15 protein-coding genes are annotated in these 19,324 nt (G+C 53.6%); 5 read left to right on the top strand and 10 right to left on the bottom strand.

Translation table 11 applies throughout. From position 1 onward, the window contains the following. The first annotated feature begins 7 nt into the window (after window positions 1-7). Window positions 8-2,095, top strand: coding sequence for a 4-alpha-glucanotransferase (malQ, locus tag FDW96_RS13330; protein WP_137365811.1), 2,088 nt, complete (start codon window positions 8-10; stop codon window positions 2,093-2,095). A 46-nt stretch (window positions 2,096-2,141) separates the two neighbouring features. Here malQ and gntT read toward each other — a convergent pair whose 3' ends face one another. From gntT to gntX, 3 genes are all read right to left on the bottom strand, one after another. After that, the gene (gntT, locus tag FDW96_RS13325) at window positions 2,142-3,458 is read right to left on the bottom strand and encodes a gluconate transporter (protein WP_042311900.1); all 1,317 of its coding nucleotides are present in this window, start codon (window positions 3,456-3,458) and stop codon (window positions 2,142-2,144) included. Between the two features lie 368 nt (window positions 3,459-3,826). Then, a complete protein-coding gene (nfuA, locus tag FDW96_RS13320) occupies window positions 3,827-4,402 on the bottom strand; it encodes a Fe-S biogenesis protein NfuA (RefSeq protein WP_003023509.1) in 576 nt (191 codons plus the stop codon). A gap of 58 nt (window positions 4,403-4,460) precedes the next feature. After that, window positions 4,461-5,144: a DNA utilization protein GntX gene (gntX, locus tag FDW96_RS13315; protein ID WP_137365810.1), complete on the bottom strand. Its 684-nt coding sequence runs from the start codon at window positions 5,142-5,144 to the stop codon at window positions 4,461-4,463. A gap of 37 nt (window positions 5,145-5,181) precedes the next feature. Here gntX and bioH point away from each other — a divergent pair, with 37 nt between their 5' ends. Then, window positions 5,182-5,952: a pimeloyl-ACP methyl ester esterase BioH gene (gene bioH, locus FDW96_RS13310; RefSeq protein ID WP_137350119.1), complete on the top strand. Its 771-nt coding sequence runs from the start codon at window positions 5,182-5,184 to the stop codon at window positions 5,950-5,952. A 43-nt stretch (window positions 5,953-5,995) separates the two neighbouring features. Here the strand turns inward: bioH and FDW96_RS13305 are convergent, their stop codons facing one another. The 6 genes from FDW96_RS13305 to greB form a co-directional block, all read right to left on the bottom strand. Then, complete coding sequence (locus FDW96_RS13305) at window positions 5,996-6,934, bottom strand: Rpn family recombination-promoting nuclease/putative transposase (protein ID WP_061380994.1); 939 nt, start codon at window positions 6,932-6,934, stop codon at window positions 5,996-5,998. A gap of 194 nt (window positions 6,935-7,128) precedes the next feature. Then, window positions 7,129-7,365 carry a [Fe-S]-dependent transcriptional repressor FeoC gene (gene feoC, locus FDW96_RS13300; protein ID WP_038634895.1) on the bottom strand — a complete coding sequence of 79 codons (237 nt, stop codon included), beginning with the start codon at window positions 7,363-7,365 and terminating at the stop codon, window positions 7,129-7,131. Window positions 7,366-7,376: 11 nt separating this feature from the next. Beyond that, window positions 7,377-9,695: a Fe(2+) transporter permease subunit FeoB gene (gene feoB / locus FDW96_RS13295; protein ID WP_042311913.1), complete on the bottom strand. Its 2,319-nt coding sequence runs from the start codon at window positions 9,693-9,695 to the stop codon at window positions 7,377-7,379. A gap of 18 nt (window positions 9,696-9,713) precedes the next feature. Beyond that, window positions 9,714-9,941: a ferrous iron transporter A gene (gene feoA, locus FDW96_RS13290; protein ID WP_003023519.1), complete on the bottom strand. Its 228-nt coding sequence runs from the start codon at window positions 9,939-9,941 to the stop codon at window positions 9,714-9,716. 375 nt (window positions 9,942-10,316) lie between these two features. Then, window positions 10,317-12,650 carry a Tex family protein gene (locus tag FDW96_RS13285; RefSeq protein WP_061380995.1) on the bottom strand — a complete coding sequence of 778 codons (2,334 nt, stop codon included), beginning with the start codon at window positions 12,648-12,650 and terminating at the stop codon, window positions 10,317-10,319. A gap of 98 nt (window positions 12,651-12,748) precedes the next feature. Continuing rightward, complete coding sequence (greB, locus tag FDW96_RS13280) at window positions 12,749-13,222, bottom strand: transcription elongation factor GreB (RefSeq protein WP_003023524.1); 474 nt, start codon at window positions 13,220-13,222, stop codon at window positions 12,749-12,751. Between the two features lie 225 nt (window positions 13,223-13,447). On the opposite strand from greB, the gene ompR reads away from it, so the two are divergent. Then, on the top strand, window positions 13,448-14,167 hold the full coding sequence (gene ompR / locus FDW96_RS13275; protein WP_001157751.1) for a two-component system response regulator OmpR: 720 nt from the start codon (window positions 13,448-13,450) through the stop codon (window positions 14,165-14,167). Then, complete coding sequence (gene envZ / locus FDW96_RS13270; protein ID WP_042311918.1) at window positions 14,164-15,516, top strand: two-component system sensor histidine kinase EnvZ; 1,353 nt, start codon at window positions 14,164-14,166, stop codon at window positions 15,514-15,516. The genes ompR and envZ overlap by 4 nt, the downstream gene beginning before the upstream one ends. Before the next feature lie 74 nt (window positions 15,517-15,590). On the opposite strand, the gene pckA is transcribed toward envZ, so the two are convergent. Continuing rightward, window positions 15,591-17,213, bottom strand: coding sequence for a phosphoenolpyruvate carboxykinase (ATP) (gene pckA / locus FDW96_RS13265; protein WP_061380996.1), 1,623 nt, complete (start codon window positions 17,211-17,213; stop codon window positions 15,591-15,593). A 378-nt stretch (window positions 17,214-17,591) separates the two neighbouring features. Between pckA and FDW96_RS13260 the strand changes: the two genes are divergently transcribed. Next, on the top strand, window positions 17,592-19,310 hold the full coding sequence (locus tag FDW96_RS13260) for a DUF4153 domain-containing protein (RefSeq protein ID WP_137365809.1): 1,719 nt from the start codon (window positions 17,592-17,594) through the stop codon (window positions 19,308-19,310). The last annotated feature ends 14 nt before the right edge of the window (window positions 19,311-19,324 follow it).

Here is a 19,324-nt window from a genome sequence, read left to right as displayed (position 1 = left end):
AATCGCGATGGAAAGCAAACGTCTGGATAATGCCGCGCTGGCGGCGGGGATCAGCCCTAATTACATTAATGCCCACGGTAAACCGCAGTCTATTGGCGCCGAAACCAAGCGGCGTTTGCTTGACGCCATGCATCGCACCACCGCCGCCACGAAGGTGGCGGTGACCCCGGTGCCGAACGTCATGGTTTATACCGCGGGTAAAAAAATGCCGTTGGCGGTTGAGGGAAGTGGAGAGTTTAACTGGCTGCTAACTACCGAAGAGGGTGTGCAGCACAAAGGGCATGCCGTCGGCGGTAAATCTTTCAACCTTCCGGCGAAGCTGCCGGAGGGGTATCACACGTTTACCCTGACTCAGGGGGAGTTGCGTGCCCATTGCCGCATCATCGTGGCGCCGAAACGCTGTTATGAACCGCAGGCGTTGTTGGCCGGGCAGAAGCTGTGGGGGGCATGCGTTCAGCTTTACACCCTACGTTCAGAAAAAAACTGGGGGATTGGCGACTTTGGCGATCTCCGTGCCATGTTGGTGGATGTGGCAAAGCGTGGCGGCGCGTTTATTGGTTTGAATCCGATTCATGCGCTGTATCCGGCGAACCCGGAAAGCGCCAGCCCGTACAGTCCGTCCTCACGTCGCTGGCTGAATATAATTTATATTGATGTCAACGCAGTAGACGATTTCCACCACAGTAAAGAGGCGCAGGCCTGGTGGCAGAAGCCAGCGACTCAGCAAGCTCTGCAACGCGCGCGTGACGCCGTATGGGTTGATTACTCCACCGTTACCGCACTAAAGATGACCGCGCTACGTATGGCGTGGAAAAGCTTCTCTGCGCGCGATGATGAGCAGATGGCGGCATTTCGCCAGTTTGTGGCTCAGGAAGGCGATAGCCTGTACTGGCAGGCGGCCTTTGACGCCCTGCATGCGCATCAGGTGAAAGAAGACGCCTTGCGCTGGGGCTGGCCGGTGTGGCCAGAGGCTTTCCAGTCGGTGGACTCGCCAGAGGTCAAACAGTTCTGCGAAGCGCATCGTGATGACGTGGACTTCTACCTGTGGCTTCAGTGGCTGGCGTATACCCAGTTCGCTGACTGCTGGAAAACCAGCCAGGGCTTTGCGATGCCTGTCGGGCTGTATCGCGACCTGGCGGTTGGTGTGGCTGAAGGCGGGGCGGAAACCTGGTGCGACCGCGAGCTGTACTGCCTGAATGCCTCGGTTGGCGCGCCGCCGGATATTCTCGGTCCGCTGGGGCAAAACTGGGGGCTGCCGCCGATGGATCCGCACATCATCACGGCACGTGCTTACGAACCGTTTATCGAACTGCTGCGCGCTAACATGCAGAACTGCGGTGCGCTGCGTATCGACCATGTTATGTCGATGCTGCGTCTGTGGTGGATCCCTTACGGTGAAACGGCCGATCACGGTGCCTACGTGCATTATCCGGTCGACGACCTGCTTTCAATTCTGGCGCTGGAAAGTAAACGTCATCACTGCATGGTGATTGGTGAAGATTTGGGTACGGTGCCGGTAGAGATCGTCAGCAAGCTGCGCGATAGCGGCGTGTACTCCTACAAAGTGCTTTATTTTGAGAATGACCATGAGAAAAACTTCCGTGCGCCGAAAGCGTACCCGGAACAATCAATGGCAGTCGCGGCGACGCATGACCTTCCTACGCTTAAAGGTTATTGGGATAGCGGCGATCTGACGCTGGGTAAAGCGTTGGGGCTCTATCCGGACGAAGTCGTACTGCGTGGCTTGTATCAGGACAGAGAACTGGCCAAACAGGGGCTGCTGGACGCGCTGCACAAATATGGTTGTCTGCCAAAACGTGCGGGCCACAAGGCCTCATTGATGTCGATGACGCCGATTCTTAATCGTGGCATGCAACGCTACATCGCTGACAGCAATAGTGCGCTGCTGGGCCTGCAACCGGAGGACTGGTTAGGAATGGCGGATCCGGTCAACATCCCGGGGACCAGCGACCAGTACAAAAACTGGCGGCGTAAGCTCACCGTCACGTTGGAGCAGATGTTTGCCGATGACGGGGTGAACAAGCTGATTAAGGATTTGGATAAGCGCCGCAAAGCCGCTGCGAAGAAGAAGTAAAAAAGCCGGGGATTTCCCCGGCTTTTTTGTCTGGGATATGTAGGGGTTAAACCACCATACCCAATAGCAGACAACCCACCAGACCGCAGACTGAGATAATGGTTTCCAGCATTGACCATGACTTGATGGTCTCACCGATGGTCAGGTTGAAATACTCCTTGAACAGCCAGAAGCCTGGATCGTTCACGTGGGAGAAAATGACGGAACCGGAACCGACTGCAATAACCATCAGCTCAGGGCTTACGCCAGTCGTCGCAATCAGCGGCGCCACGATCCCACCTGCAGTAATCGCAGCAACGGTCGCGGAACCCAGCGCGATACGCAGTACCGCAGCGATAGACCATGCCATCAGCAGCGGGGAAACACTTGAACCGTGCATCATTGAAGCGATGTATTTGTCCACGCCGCTATCAACCAGAACCTGTTTGAAGGCACCGCCACCACCGATGATCAACAGCATCATCGCGATGATTTTGATTGAGGACACCAGCGTGTCGTTAATCTGATCCATCGAACGTCCACGGTTCAGACCAAAAGTGAACATCGCAATCAGCACCGCGATAAGCGTAGCCATGACCGGGTCGCCAAGGAATTCTGCAACAGTCAGGAAAGCATGACCTTTTGGCAGAATCATCTCCGCGACGGCGCGCATCGCCATCAGGATAACCGGAACCAGAGAGGTCCAGACGCTGACGCCAAAGCCAGGCATCTCTTCTTCAGTAAAGGTTTTCGCGCTGTACAGACCTTCCGGGATTGGCTTATCGATGCCTTTCAGGAAACGTGCGTACACCGGACCGGCGAGAATCACGGTCGGGATGGCCAGAATCGTACCAAACAGCAGGGTTTTACCCATATCTGCGTGGAAAATGGTGGCAATAGCGGTTGGACCCGGGTGCGGCGGCAGGAATCCGTGTGTGACGGACAGCGCAGCAGCCATTGGTACACCAACGTACAGCAGAGGGATATTTGCCGCCGCGGCAATTGTGAACACCAGCGGCAGCATCAGAACGAAGCCGACTTCATAGAACAGGGCGAAACCGACGGTGAAACCGGTTAATACCACCGCCCACTGAATGTGTTTTTTACCGAATTTAGCAATCAGCGTGGTGGCAATGCGCTGTGCGCCGCCACAGTCCGCCAACATTTTGCCCAGCATGGCGCCAAAACCCATAATCAGGGCGAGGCTGCCAAGAGTTCCGCCGACGCCGGCTTTAATAGAACCGATGACTTTATCCAGTGGCATCCCTTGCATCAATCCGACAGCAAGCGCCACCAGGACGAGAGCGATGAAGCCGTTCATTTTGAAACGGATCATCAGGAGGAGTAACAAGATTACACCGATAGCAACGATGACTAATGGCATGATTTACCTGGCCTTTACTTTGTTATGGGTAACGTCAGTGTTTAGATGACAAATTCCGATTGTCCCGACCGGGAACAGAGTATTTACAGCACCAATGCTGATTACCTTCAAAACTAATCAGTTTAGCTGGCTATTATGTGTGTGTTAGGTGCTGATACGAATGATACGGGTAACATGCAGCGCTTGAAAATCACCTGGGCAGGCAAAATTTAAATTATGAGAGGCTGGTCAAATTATGCAGGGGATTGTTGCAGGGCACAGGCAGAGAAATGCAGGGTTGTAGGCCGTTACGCTGCCATTCGGCAGCAATGCCCGATAGCGACGCGGATGCGTCTTATCGGGCCTACGGCAACTCTACAGCTTAGGACTTAGTAGTAAGAGTGCTCACCGCGCTGGTGTTCGGTTAAATCGCGAACGCCTTTCAGTTCAGGGAATTCAGCCAGCAGCTGTTTCTCGATACCTTCTTTCAGCGTTACATCTACCATTGAACAGCCGTTACAGCCGCCGCCAAATTGCAGAATGGCGTAGCCTTCATCGGTGATCTCCATCAGAGAGACGCGGCCGCCATGGCCTGCCAGCTGTGGGTTGATCTGCGATTGCAGCATGTACTCTACGCGTTCCATCAGCGGCGCATCATCGGCAACTTTACGCATTTTGGCGTTTGGCGCTTTCAGCGTCAGCTGGGAGCCTAACTGGTCGGTAACGAAATCGATTTCTGCATCTTCCAGATACGGTGCGCTCAGTTCATCAACATATGCGGTCAGCAGGTCAAATTTAATGGCGGTGTCGGTTGCTTCCACGGCGTCTGGCGGACAATAAGAAACGCCGCATTCAGCGTTAGGCGTGCCGGGATTAATCACAAATACGCGAATTTGTGTCCCTTCTTCCTGATTTGCCAGCAGTTTGGCAAAGTGCGCTTGTGCAGCATCGGAAATATGGATCATAGTAATGGCCTAATAGTTGACTATTTTACTTGGTTATAATACGCCCATCATCGAGGCTCTACAAGGTTCGACACAGGCACCATACCTGGACAGTCGCCGCGCCGTTGCGCAAAAGCAGCTGCGCGATTTCCGCGACGGTACTTCCGGTAGTGACGACATCATCCACAATAACCATATGGAGTCCCTGCACTGGCAATTCAAGGCGAAAGGCATTTTTCAGGTTACGTTTGCGTAATCTGGCGCTGAGATGGTGTTGTGTAGCGGTGGCCCGAACCCGTGTGATGGCCTGCCTGTCCCAGTCGCAGCCAAGCCAGTGCGCCAAAGGGCGACACAGTAAGTCGCTCTGATTAAATCCTCTGCGCCAGTGTCTGCGTTGCCAAAGTGGGACGCTAACGATCCTGTCCAGCAGAGGAAGACCGCTGACGCGCCGGGCCTGTAATACCTCCAGCAACAGTAAACGTGAAAGGGCAATGGCCATTTCGCTGCGGCGTGAAAACTTAAACTGGTGGATAAGTCCGCTCAGCGGAGGAATATAGTCACTGACGGCGATCAGACGCTGCCACGGCGGGGGTTTTTGCAGGCAACGGCCGCAGGGAAACGAAGGATGCGCGGCAGGTAGTCCGCATTGAGGACATCGGCTGAGAGGTTGACGCGTTGCCCGCGAGCAAACCGAACAGATCCCCCAGTGCCCCAACGTCAACGGCATTCGGCATAGCCAGCACAATCCTGGTACTGTTAGCATAGATGCATCCTTTCAGGCTAAAAGAGAACAATAACTGATGAATGACATTTGGTGGCAGACCCAGGGTTCGGGAAATTGCCATCTTGTGCTGCTGCACGGATGGGGACTGAATGCGGAAGTATGGCATTGCATAAGTGAGGAACTGAGCTCGCATTTTACGCTGCACCTTGTCGACTTGCCGGGATTTGGTCGCAGTCAGGGTTTCGGCGCAATGTCGCTGGAAGAGATGGCTGAACGGGTATTAAGACAGGCGCCGGAGAACGCTATCTGGCTCGGCTGGAGTCTTGGCGGGCTGGTCGCAAGTCAGGTGGCGTTAACGCACCCTGAGCGTGTTCAGGCGTTGGTGACCGTCGCGTCTTCACCTTGCTTTAGCGCGCGCGCTGAATGGCCGGGAATTAAGCCGGAAGTGCTGGCAGGTTTCCAGCAGCAACTGAGCGAAGATTTTCAGCGTACAGTGGAGCGTTTTCTGGCATTGCAAACGATGGGCACGGAAACCGCGCGTCAGGATGCGCGGGCGCTGAAGAAAACGGTGCTGGCTTTACCCATGCCGAAAGTCGAGGTGCTTAATGGCGGACTGGAGATCCTGAAAACAGTCGATCTGCGTGAGCCGTTATGCTCGGTGGATAAGCCTTTCCTGCGGATGTACGGTTATCTTGATGGTTTGGTTCCGCGCAAAGTCGTCCCGATGCTGGATACCCTGTGGCCACTGAGCGAGTCGTTGGTGTTTGCCAAAGCCGCGCATGCGCCGTTTATCTCACATCCAACGGAGTTCTGCTCAGCGCTGGTGGCGTTAAAACAGCGGCTATAAATCCGCTGTTTTGCCCGGTAGAATCATGCTGCCGGGCTGGGAATTAATGGCTGAACGTAGCCAGATCCTCAGCAGTCAGGCCGGTGATTCTGCAGATAGTCAGCGGGTCTATGCCATCAGCCTGCATGGTTGTTGCAATGCGCAGAGCTTCCTCACGTTTGCCTTGTTGCAAACCCTCTCGTAACCCTTTCCTGTGACCTTCTTGAAGACCATTAAGGTGCCCTTCCTGACGTAATCTTTCGGCAATTGTCATCAACTTTTCCTTGTGTTGAGGTAAACGTTCGGCGACCTGGTGAATAAATTCGCTAAAACGCGCGGTGTCCCCGGCCTGCATCAGGTAATTAAACAGGGCTTTCAACTGGTTGTCATTAGCGTGTCCTTTAACAAGCAGGATGGCGAGTTTTTCTACTAACCCCATCAAATCTCGTTTACGAATATGTTTTTGGATGAGCTCCAGCAGCGCCATCCGGCGGTGCTGCATGATCTCGTCATCTGGCACAACGGTGATATCGACCAATGGAAATGCTGTGGCATAAAGTGGTCTGGCTGCCTCCGGGTTGTCAAATTCGTCCAGCCAGCAGAGTGAATATGGATATGGGCTGACGGTACCATGATAAAAAAGTATGGGGATCACCAACGGTAGTTTCTTATGGCCCGCGTCCAGATGCCTCTGCATTACGGCAATGGCATAGCGCATGAGGCGAAATGCCATATGAGCATCCGCGGTACTCTGATGTTCAATGATGGTGTAAATGTAGCCATCGCCTTCACGAGTTTTCAGCGACCACAACACGTCTGAATAGTACGCGCGCAAATCATCTTCAATAAAGCTGCCCGATTCCAGTTGTAGTGTGTTCAGATCGCAAAGTGCACGTAAAGAGTCGGGTAGATGAAGTTGCAGAAAATCGCGGGCGGTCGCTGGGTGGTTCAAAAACGTTTTGAAAATCGCGTCATGCGGCGTAGCTGTCGTGTCAGTATTCATGGCGAACCGTCACCTGGGAAATAAGATGACGAGACTCTACTTGCCCGATCGACAGTAATCATCCACGAGTTGATAGTTCTGCGCGGAAGGCAGAGGGATAGATCTGTTTTGCTGAAACAGTGAAATCGTTGTGGGAGCCGTTACGCAAAAAGCCGGATATCAGCATAAACGCTGAATCCGGCAGGAGCGGCACACTAGCGCAAAGCCCACCACTCGCGCAGGCAGGCTTTACCTTCCGGGCAACTCTTGCAGCTTCCGGACAGACACCCATCGGCATCTTCCTGAATCCGCACCGCTTTGCCCATCTTTTCTAACTGATTCAGCATGGCGTCAATCATTGGCTGCGGGGTATGCAGCGTGTGGCTAATTTGCTTTGCCTCCATACGCCCCCGCAGCGCCAGTAAATCACGAACCTGAATAAGCGATGCCATTGTTGACGACCTTAGTGGCAATCGCCAGTGGTACTGGAACAGCAGGAGCTAGCCGTTCTGTTGGTTGACAGCAGTGAGAGATCCACCCGGCTGCGGGCACGGCGCAGCAGACCCAGCAATACGATGTTAAACAGGATGACGGCTAAGATGCACACCAGACTGTAAGTCGGATGCTCTTTGTAACTGACGGTCTGATAAAACAGCGTCGACAGTGAATAGGCGATGTTCAGGCCCCACAGGATCGAGAAGCCCATCCAACCACGGCTTGATTCACGTGCGATAGCACCCATCACTGAAATGCACGGGACATACAGCAGCACGAAAATCAGGTAGCTGTACGCGGCGGCGGCGCTGCCAAATTTCTCGCCCATCACGCCCATTGCGCCTGTAGCCATCTCGCCGTCGCCTTTGCTGGCTTCGATAGGGTTGGCCAGAACGCTCAGGCTAAAGGTATCTTTCAGGCTTTGCCAGGTTTCATCCACCGCACTGAACAGCTCTTCACCGAGGTGGAAATCTGCCGGATTGAACTCTTCTTCCTGAATGTTTTCTGCGGTATAGAGCGTGTTCAGCGTACCGACAACCACTTCTTTCGCCATCGCGCCGGTAAACAGACCTACGGTTGCCTGCCAGTTATCTTCGTGAACGCCAATCGGCTTAAAGACTGGGGTAATAACGCGGCTAACGGAGGCTAGAGCAGAGTCGTTGATGTTGTCGACGATTTTTCCGCTCAGCGAGAAGCTGTTAAACGCGCTGAGGAAAATGCTGACGATGATGATGACTTTACCGGCACGCAGCACGAAGCCTTTCAGGCGTTGCCAGGTCTGAATAATCAGGCTCTTGATGTGCGGCACATGGTACACCGGAAGCTCCATCACGAACGGTGTTGCTTCGCCACGCATGATGGTGTGTTTGAGCATCAGACCGGTCAGTACCGCCATGATGATACCCAGTACATACAACGAGAAGACCGCCAGCGCGCCGTTCTGACCAAAGAAAGCCGCGGCAAAGACGGCGAAAATCGCCAGGCGTGCGCCGCAGGACATAAACGGCGCCATCATGATGGTCATCAGACGTTCACGTGGGGCATCCAGGGTACGGGCCCCCATCACCGACGGTACGTTGCAGCCAAAACCGACTATCAGCGGGACAAACGATTTACCCGGCAGTCCCAGCGCCTGCATCAGGCGGTCCATCACAAACGCAGCGCGCGCCATGTAACCGGAGTCTTCAAGGAAGGAGAGGAACAGGTACATCATGCCGATTTGCGGTACCAACGGTAGCACGGTGTTAATCCCGCCGCCAAGACCTTGCGCCAGGAAGATGGTCAGCCAGTCCGGGAAGTGCAGCGTATAGCCAATCCATTGAATACCATGAATAAATAGCGCCACGGAACCCACATCGAATAACGGCTGCAGCGCGCCGCCAATGTTAATGGCGAGCAGGAACATCAGGTACATCACGAACAGGAAAATTGGCAGCCCAAGGAAACGGTTGAGGACAATTTTATCCACCGCGGTAGTGAAACGGCTCGGCTCTGCCGTCAGGGTATTACTGACGGTATCGCAGATTGCGGCGATGCATTGGTAACGCGCATCGGCGATATGCAGCGCCGGATCGTCCATTGTTTCGCTTAGACGCGCAATGGCGGCATCGAGGTTTTGCGCGGCGTCACCGGCGTAGGCACGGCTGTAGATATCGCCTTCCAGCATTTGCAGGCCCAGCCAGCGGCGCTGTTTTAGCGGCATATCTTTGGCCATCGCGTCAGCGAGGGAATCGGCTTCCTGCAGCAGCGGCTGGGCATAATGCACCAGTTCGACGGTGTCGTTTTCTTTATAGCGATCGATCGCCAGCTTCAGCGCTTCAATGCCGCGGGCGCGGGTGGAGACCAGCGGAACCACCGGGCAGCCAAGACGGGCGGAGAGGGCGTCGATATCGATACGGATTTGCTGTTTCTCAGCAATATCCAGCATGTTCAGGGCGACGATACAGGGAATACCCAGCTCAAGCAGTTGCAACGTCAGGTAGAGGTTGCGCTCAAGGTTTGAGGCATCGACCACGTTGATCAACAGATCCGCGTCGCCGCTTAAAATGTAGTGACAAGCGATTTGCTCATCGAGAGAGGTCTGTGATGAGATTGTTGTCAGTGAATAGGTGCCGGGTAAGTCGACCAGCGTGACCTGATGGTCCGTCGTGGCGAAATGACCTTCTTTACGCTCAACGGTAACGCCAGCCCAGTTGCCTACACGCTGACGCGCGCCGGTGAGCTGGTTGAATAAGGTTGTCTTGCCGGAATTAGGATTACCAATTAAACCAATGGTTAGTTTTTTCATTTTTATAGACTCACTGTATTAACAGGACACCGCTTCCACTTCTAATAACGCCAAATCCTTTTTACGCAATACCAGACTTACGCGACGCGTTTCAATATGGATAGGATCGCCGAGCGGGGCGACGCGAACCACGTTGAAGGATGAGCCGGGTAGCATGCCAAGTGACAACAATTTCTGACGATAAGCCGGGCTGATTTCACGGGCAAAACCGGTAATTTTCCACGCACTGTCAGGAGTGAATTGCATAGGGACCTACTTATATCTCGCTAACTGGGTGATTACCTCATGGGGCGACAGGGCGGCATGAGACCAGATGATTAGCCAACGTAAGGAAAGAGTAAATAATCAACAAACCAATGATAATGAGAATGGTTTCTATCATCAATAGAATAAGTGTGACGGAATGTACAATTAGATAATAATTTGAGCCAATTTTGATATTCCTCAATATTTATTCTGGTTGGGGACGAATGATTCGCGCTAGCAATTATTGAAATCCTTAATGTTTAATTAAGGTTTCATCTGTTAATGAAGTGATAAATATAATGAGGAAGAGAGAAGATAATATAGCAAATATGCCGGATACGGTATTTACACCGCTATCCGGCACATGATCCAAACTTAGCGCTTTTTACCCATTGCCGCTGCCAGCGCATCCATCATCGCGCTGTTGCCCGCAGGCTGAGCGTCACGGCCACGAGGTTTCGCGGCTTTTGGTGCCGGACGATTGCCCTGAGTACGATCGCTATTTTCGCCGCTGCGGCGCGCGTTGGTTTCACCTGGCTGCTCATCCAGACGCATAGTCAGCGCGATACGCTTACGCTGTAGGTCTACTTCCAGCACTTTTACCTTCACAATATCACCCGCTTTCACCACGGTGTGTGGATCTTCGACGAACTTATTTGACAGTGAAGAAATGTGCACCAAACCGTCCTGGTGTACGCCGATATCGACAAACGCGCCGAAGTTGGTGACGTTGGTGACAGCCCCTTCCAGAATCATTCCCGGTTGCAGATCGTTCATGGTTTCTACGCCGTCAGCAAACTGTGCGGTTTTGAATTCAGGACGCGGGTCGCGGCCCGGTTTTTCCAGCTCTCTGATAATGTCGGTGACGGTTGGTACCCCGAAACGTTCGTCGGTAAAGTCGGACGCTTTCAGATTACGCAGTTCTGTGCTGTTGCCCATCAGATCACGCAGCGATTGCTCGGTGGCAGCCAGAATGCGTTCCACAATCGGATACGCTTCCGGGTGAACGGTGGAGGCATCCAGCGGATTATCGCCGTGATTGATACGCAGGAAGCCCGCGCACTGCTCAAAGGCTTTAGGTCCCAGGCGGCTGACTTTGAGCAGTTGTTGGCGGTTCTGGAACTGGCCGTTCTCATCGCGCCAGGCGACGATGTTTTGCGCCATCATGCGCGTCAGGCCCGCCACGCGGGTCAGCAGCGGTACGGAGGCGGTGTTCAGATCCACGCCGACGGCGTTTACGCAGTCTTCCACTACCGCATCCAGCTTACGCGCCAGCTGCGTCTGGCTGACGTCGTGTTGATACTGGCCCACACCGATAGATTTCGGATCGATTTTCACCAGCTCAGCCAGCGGATCCTGCAGACGACGGGCGATAGACACCGCCCCACGCAGCGAAACATCGAGGTCCGGGAACTCCAGGGCCGCCAGCTCGGAAGCGGAGTACACTGATGCGCCGGCTTCGCTGACGATTACTTTCTGCGCGGTGACTTGCGGGAACTGTTTCTGTACATCGAGGAAGAAACGCTCGGTTTCGCGCGACGCCGTACCGTTACCAATCGCCACCAGCTCAACGTTGTATTTTTCACATAACGCCGCAACGGCGACGGCGGCTTTGGCGGCCTGACCGGTATGCGGATAAATGGTATCGGTAGCGACCAGTTTGCCGGTACCGTCAACCACAGCTACTTTTACCCCGGTACGCAGACCCGGATCGAGGCCCATTGTGGCGCGCAGTCCGGCTGGGGCGGCCATCAGCAGGTCATGCAGGTTGCGGGCAAAGACGTTAATCGCTTCATCTTCCGCACGTTCGCGCACGGTACCCATCAGCTCGGTTTCAAGGTGCATCAGCACTTTGATGCGCCACGTCCAGCTCACAACGCCTTTACGCCAGCTGTCGGCAGGTGCGTTATTCAGGCGCAGTCCCAGATGATCCTGGATAATCTGCTCGCCGTGGCTCTCTTTTGGCGGCTCATCGAATTGCGGGTCGGCATTCAGAGAAAGCTGTAACACGCCTTCGTTACGACCACGAAACATGGCCAGCGCACGGTGGGATGGCACGGTAGAAATCGGTTCATGGTGGTCGAAGTAGTCACGGAACTTCGCCCCTTCCTCTTCTTTACCGCTGACCACGGTAGAAACCAAATGCGCGTTTTTCCACAGGTAATCACGAACTTTTGCCAGCAGCGCGGCGTCTTCTGCGAAACGCTCCATCAGAATGTAGCGCGCGCCATCGAGAGCGGCTTTGGTGTCCGCCACGCCGTTTTCGGCGTTGAGGTATTTTGCGGCTTCCGTTTCCGGGTCGTGGGAGGGGTCGTTCCACAGCAGATCAGCCAGTGGCTCCAGCCCGGCTTCAATGGCGATTTGCCCACGGGTGCGGCGCTTGGGTTTGTACGGCAGATAGAGATCTTCGAGTTCGGTCTTACTTAACGTACCGTTGATCGCATTCGCCAGATCATCGGTCAGTTTGCCTTGCTCGCCGATAGATTTCAGGATCGCCTGACGGCGGTCTTCCAGTTCACGCAGATATCCCAGACGGGTCTCCAGATTACGCAATTGCGTATCGTCCAGACCGCCGGTGATTTCCTTACGATAACGTGCGATAAACGGCACGGTGTTCCCTTCATCAAGCAGGCGAACGGCAGCTTCTACCTGTTCAGCACGAGCCTGAATTTCACCTGCGATAATGCGGCAGAAAGAATCATTCATCATGGATAGCTTCGTCTATAGGATAAAAAATCAGGGGATAGTTATACGGATTGACTGGCAAAAATGCCAGTCATCTACGGGGGCTTCGGATTGTTCCGGTCTCACTTCACGTATTCGATCTCGTTTACATACCAACTGGCTTCGCCGCCAGGGGTGTTGACTACCGCGAGATCGCCTACCTCTTTTTTCAGCAGCGCCCGCGCCATTGGCGAATCGATAGAGATGTAATCTTTACGACCGAAGATCTCATCGTAGCCGACAATGCGGAATTTGCGGATGTCGCCATCGTCATTTTCAATCTCGACCCATGCGCCGAAGAAGACTTTGCCTTCCTGTTGCGGGGAGTAATCGACGATTTTCAGATTTTCCATGCACTTGGTCAAATAACGAACGCGGCGGTCAATCTCGCGCAGGCGCTTTTTATTATACTGGTAGTCGGCATTTTCGCTGCGGTCGCCCAGACTTGCGGCCCAGGTGACCTTTTTGGTGACTTCCGGGCGCTCTTCACGCCAGAGATAATTCAGCTCTTGTTTGAGTTTTTCATACCCTTCACGGGTTATCAGGGGCGTTTTCATCTTATTGTTTTACCTTCGACTCTGTGATGATGCGCACAATTAGTATTACGTGAGCATATCAACAGAATAAATAATGTATTGCGAGAAACATTGTATACTTAAGCTGCTGTTTAATATGCTTTGTAACAATTTAGCCTGGAATTCATACCAGAATTCGCTGGTGACTCACGTGAGCTTTCTTAAGAATATACACTTAATTGTTGCGAACCTTTGGGAGTAATAACAATGCAAGAGAACTATAAGATTCTGGTGGTCGATGACGACATGCGCTTACGTGCGCTTCTGGAACGTTATCTGACCGAGCAGGGCTTCCAGGTTCGAAGCGTCGCAAACGCTGAGCAGATGGATCGTCTGCTGACCCGTGAGTCCTTCCACCTGATGGTGCTGGATTTAATGCTGCCGGGTGAAGACGGCCTGTCTATTTGCCGTCGCCTGCGCAGCCAAAGCAACCCGATGCCGATCATTATGGTGACCGCGAAGGGTGAAGAAGTTGATCGTATCGTAGGGCTGGAAATCGGCGCTGACGATTACATTCCGAAACCGTTTAACCCGCGTGAACTGCTGGCGCGTATTCGTGCCGTACTGCGTCGTCAGGCGAACGAACTGCCGGGCGCACCTTCTCAGGAAGAGGCGGTTATTGCCTTTGGTAAGTTCAAACTGAACCTCGGTACGCGTGAAATGTTCCGCGAAGATGAGCCGATGCCGCTCACCAGCGGGGAGTTTGCGGTACTGAAAGCGCTGGTAAGCCACCCGCGTGAGCCGCTGTCTCGCGACAAGCTGATGAACCTGGCCCGTGGTCGTGAATACTCGGCGATGGAACGTTCTATCGACGTACAGATTTCTCGTCTGCGCCGTATGGTGGAAGAAGATCCGGCGCATCCGCGTTATATTCAGACCGTATGGGGCCTGGGCTACGTTTTTGTTCCGGACGGTTCTAAAGCATGAGGCGAATGCGCTTCTCGCCACGAAGTTCGTTTGCCCGCACATTATTGCTCATCGTCACCTTGCTGTTTGCCAGCCTGGTGACGACTTATCTGGTCGTGCTGAACTTCGCGATTTTGCCGAGCCTCCAGCAGTTTAATAAGGTCCTGGCCTACGAAGTTCGTATGCTGATGACCGATAAACTGCAGCTGGAGGACGGTACACAACTGGTGGTGCCTCCCGCGTTTCGTCGGGAAATTTATCGTGAGTTGGGTATTTCCCTCTATTCCAACGAGGCCGCTGAAGAGGCCGGACTGCGTTGGGCGCAACACTATGAATTCTTAAGCCATCAGATGGCGCAGCAGTTGGGTGGCCCGACAGAAGTCCGCGTTGAGGTCAACAAAAGCTCGCCGGTCGTGTGGCTGAAAACCTGGCTGTCGCCCAATATCTGGGTACGTGTGCCGCTCACTGAAATCCATCAGGGTGATTTCTCGCCGCTGTTCCGCTATACGTTGGCGATCATGCTGCTGGCCATTGGCGGCGCATGGCTATTTATTCGTATTCAGAACCGACCGCTGGTGGATCTTGAACATGCGGCGTTGCAGGTAGGGAAAGGTATTATTCCGCCGCCGTTGCGTGAGTATGGCGCTTCTGAGGTGCGTTCTGTTACCCGTGCCTTTAACCATATGGCGGCAGGCGTGAAGCAACTGGCCGATGACCGTACATTGCTGATGGCAGGGGTGAGCCACGATCTACGTACTCCACTGACGCGTATCCGTCTGGCGACGGAAATGATGGGCGAGGAAGACGGTTATCTCGCAGAATCCATCAATAAGGACATCGAAGAGTGTAACGCTATTATCGAGCAGTTTATCGATTATCTGCGTACCGGTCAGGAGATGCCGATGGAGATGGCAGATCTGAACTCGGTGTTAGGCGAAGTGGTAGCGGCGGAAAGCGGCTATGAGCGTGAAATTGAGACTGCGCTGCTGCCGGGCAACATTCAGGTGAAGATGCATCCACTGTCGATCAAGCGTGCGGTTGCCAATATGGTGGTTAATGCCGCCCGCTATGGTAACGGCTGGATTAAGGTCAGTAGCGGTATGGAGCCGCATCGCGCCTGGTTCCAGGTGGAAGATGATGGTCCGGGTATCAAGCCGGAGCAGCGTAAACATCTGTTCCAGCCGTTTGTCCGCGGGGACAGCGCGCGTAGTACCAGCGGTACGGGTCTGGGGCTGGCGATTGTGCAGCGTATTATCGATAACCATAACGGTATGCTGGAAATTGGCACCAGCGAGCGGGGTGGGTTGTCGATTCGCGCCTGGCTTCCGGTGCCCTTCACTCGTGCGCAGGGCACCACGAAAGACGCATAAAAAAGGGAGGCGAAATGCCTCCCTTTTTGTTGTTGCAGGCCGGATAAGGTGAAACCGCCATCCGGCAACGTTAATTAAAGCTGCGGCCCGGCGCTAACCAGCGCTTCACCTGCTGGGGTGTCGGTGTACTTCTCGAAGTTCTCGATAAACAGTTTCGCCAGTGCATTGGCTTTTTCCTGCCACTGCTCCGGTGACGCGTAGGTATTACGCGGATCGAGAATACGAGTATCCACACCCGGCAGTTCGGTTGGGATAGCCAGGTCAAACATTGGCAGACGGAATGTTTCTGCGTCGTCCAGTGAACCGTTCAGAATGGCGTCGATAATCGCGCGAGTATCTTTGATGGAGATACGCTTACCGGTACCGTTCCAGCCGGTGTTAACCAGATACGCCTGCGCACCTGCCGCCTGCATACGTTTCACCAGCACCTCTGCGTACTGCGTTGGGTGCAGCGTCAAAAATGCTGCGCCAAAGCAAGCAGAGAAGGTTGGGGTCGGTTCAGTGACGCCACGCTCGGTACCGGCCAGTTTAGCGGTAAAGCCAGACAGGAAGTGGTACTGCGTTTGATCGGCGGTCAGGCGAGAAACCGGCGGCAGCACGCCAAACGCGTCGGCGGTCAGGAAGATAACCTTAGTGGCATGACCCGCTTTTGACACCGGCTTAACAATATTCTCGATGTGATAAATCGGGTAGGAAACACGGGTGTTCTCGGTTTTGGAACCGTCGTCGAAATCGATGGAACCATCTCCGCGCACGGTAACGTTTTCCAACAGCGCGTCACGACGGATCGCGTTGTAGATTTCCGGCTCGGCCTCTTTAGACAGTTTGATGGTCTTGGCGTAGCAACCGCCTTCGAAGTTAAACACGCCATCGTCATCCCAACCGTGTTCATCATCGCCGATCAGGCGGCGTTTGGGGTCGGTGGACAGCGTGGTTTTACCGGTGCCGGACAGGCCAAAGAAGACCGCCACATCACCTTTTTCCCCGACGTTTGCCGAGCAGTGCATAGAGGCGATGCCCTTCAGCGGCAGCAGGTAGTTCATGACGGAGAACATCCCTTTTTTCATCTCGCCGCCGTACCAGGTACCACCAATCAACTGAATGCGTTCAGTCAGGTTGAATGCCACGAAGTTTTCTGAGTTCAGACCCTGCTCTTTCCATTGCGGGTTGGTGCATTTAGCGCCGTTCATTACGATAAAATCAGGTTTAAAATCAACCAGTTCTTCGTCGCTTGGGCGGATGAACATATTTTTGACAAAATGCGCCTGCCAGGCCACTTCGGTAATAAAGCGCACGGAAAGACGGGTATCGGCGTTAGCGCCGCAGAACGCGTCAACGATAAACAGGCGTTTGCCAGAGAGTTGCTGGGTGACTAACCCTTTCAGATGTTGCCAGGTTTCCGGGGAGAGCGGTTTGTTGTCGTTCTTGCCTTTACCTTTGTCTGACCACCACAGCGTATCTCGCGTGGTGTCGTCGCGGACAATGTACTTATCCTTCGGCGAACGCCCGGTAAAGATACCGGTATCAACAGCAACGGCGCCCAGATCCGTTAACACGCCACGCTCATAACCTTCCAGATTTGGATCAAGTTCTTCCTGATACAACAGGTCGTAGCTGGGATTGTAAACGATATCCTGAACGTCATTGATACCATAAGCCTTGAGATCTTGCGGGGTTAAACTGTTGTTCACACGCATTTCACTGCTCCTTAGCCAATATGTATTACCTGGAATAGTAAGGTTTTTTTGGGATTGCTAACCGCGACAAGGCTCATAGATTTACGCATCCGGAAAAACCACAGGCGACCGAATGCGCTGCGACTCCTGTCACAAAGAGGCAGATATTATGGCAGGAAACCCTTTTTTGTTGTGGAAAATGTTCTTAAAACGTTAATAGAGAGTGTTTTTGACGGGAATCTTGTGAGTGTAATCGCATTCACGTAAGAAAAATACGTAACTCATACATAAACAATATCGATTCACTTCCCGTGGCGGTGGTCTGAATCCGGTCCATCAATGCTCAAAATTGTGAAGTTGATGCGATAATTACCTTTTCTCTTCATTCTGGATGACGACATGGATAGTGTTAAACTTTCACGCACAACTCGCTGGGGCATGATATCCATCGGCCTGCTTCAGGGGATATTGTGCTACCTGCTAATGACGTATCTTGTGCCGCATAACGACGGCTGGCTGTTCTACGGCATGCCCGCGACAATTGCCCTCTCTTCGGCGCTTCTACTCACCGTGGTCTCTTTCAAACAGCGTGTGCTGTGGTTCTGGATGGCGCTGATCTTTGTTGTCGTGCTGGCGATGAGCGTCTGGCTAAAGTGGCAAATCGAGGGCAGCGACAGGTGGCGGCAAAATGATATTTTTATGCTCTACGGCTGGCGATTACTGCTGATGGCGATGCTGGCTTTGCCGTGGATTCAGTACTCGCTCCAGGCATCCCGTCAGCAGACGCGCTATGCGCAGTTTTATACGAGCTTGTGGCTTAACGCGCTGACGTTACTGATCGTCTTTATTTCTAATGGCTTGTTCTGGCTGGTGCTCCTGCTGTGGAGTGAGATGTTTGAGCTGGTCGGGATTACCTTTTTTAAAACGCTGTTCTTTGAAACCGACTGGTTTGTGTATGTCGCGGTAGGATTGATCACGGCTCTGGCGGTCGTGTTAGCCCGCACGCAGTCGCGTCTGGTCGTCGCAGTACAAAAGCTGCTGACGTTTATCGCCACTGGCCTGCTGCCCCTGGTCGCTTTGCTGGCGCTGATGTTTATGCTGACCTTGCCTTTCACTGGACTGGAGGCTATCTCGCAGCGGGTGTCTGCGGCTGGGTTGATGTCAACGCTGACGCTGCTCCTGCTGTTGTTGATGGCTATCGTGCGTGAGCCGCAAAAAGAGGCGCTTCCTTATCCTGGCGCGTTGCGCTACCTGATCAAATGTTCTCTGGTTGTCGCGCCCATCTATATGCTGATCGCCGGTTGGGCATTGTGGGTGCGAATTCAGCAGTACGGTTGGACGCCCGAGCGTTTACATGGTGTGCTGGTGGTCTGCGTGCTGCTGGTCTGGGCGTTTGGTTATTTGGCGAGCATTTTACGCCGTGGGCGGAATCCGCTTGCGTTTCAGGGGCAGGTGATTCTTTGTGTTTCGTTACTGGCGTTGGGGCTGTTGATTCTGCTGTCGTCGCCGGTTATTGATGCCTGGCGCATCAGCGTCAACAGCCATATGGGGCGGTATCACAGTGGGAAAATTAAGCCGGATCAGGTCAGCCTGTATATGTTGGATCGCAGCGGAAAACCGGGACGTGCCGCATTGGAAGCATTACAAAAAGATGTGGCGTTTAATCAGGACAGTAAGCGCCGACGCGACTTGAATTCTCTGCTGCAAGGAAGTCGCAATCCCATTCAGGATCTGAGTGCCACTCAGTTAGCGCCGAAAGTGACGATCGCACCGGGTAGCAAGCAACCTGATGAGAGCTTCTGGACGTATGTCAAAGGGCAGAGCTACCGTATTACCTCCTGCGTTGAGGAGAACGCATGCGTGCTGGTCGATCAGGACCTCAATGCGGATGGTAAGCCTGAACAGGTGCTGTATGCCTTTGGCGATGGGGTGAGTCTGGTTTTCGGTTTGCAGGAAAATAAATGGGATCTGTTAGCGGTTGCCGAGCTTCCTGAAGGATTCAATAAGGATAAATTACTGCAGGCGGTGGCGAACCATCAACTGGCTTCAGCCCCCAGAATCTGGCGGGATATCACTATTGATGGCACCCGATTGCAGATGAATTATTACAACGAGTGATCTTGTTGCCGATA

The organism is Citrobacter sp. TBCS-15 (assembly GCF_005280815.1).
GTDB lineage: Bacteria > Pseudomonadota > Gammaproteobacteria > Enterobacterales > Enterobacteriaceae > Citrobacter > Citrobacter werkmanii.
The sequence above is the reverse complement of the archived record's forward strand: the minus strand, read 5'-3'. Positions and strand labels throughout refer to the sequence as shown.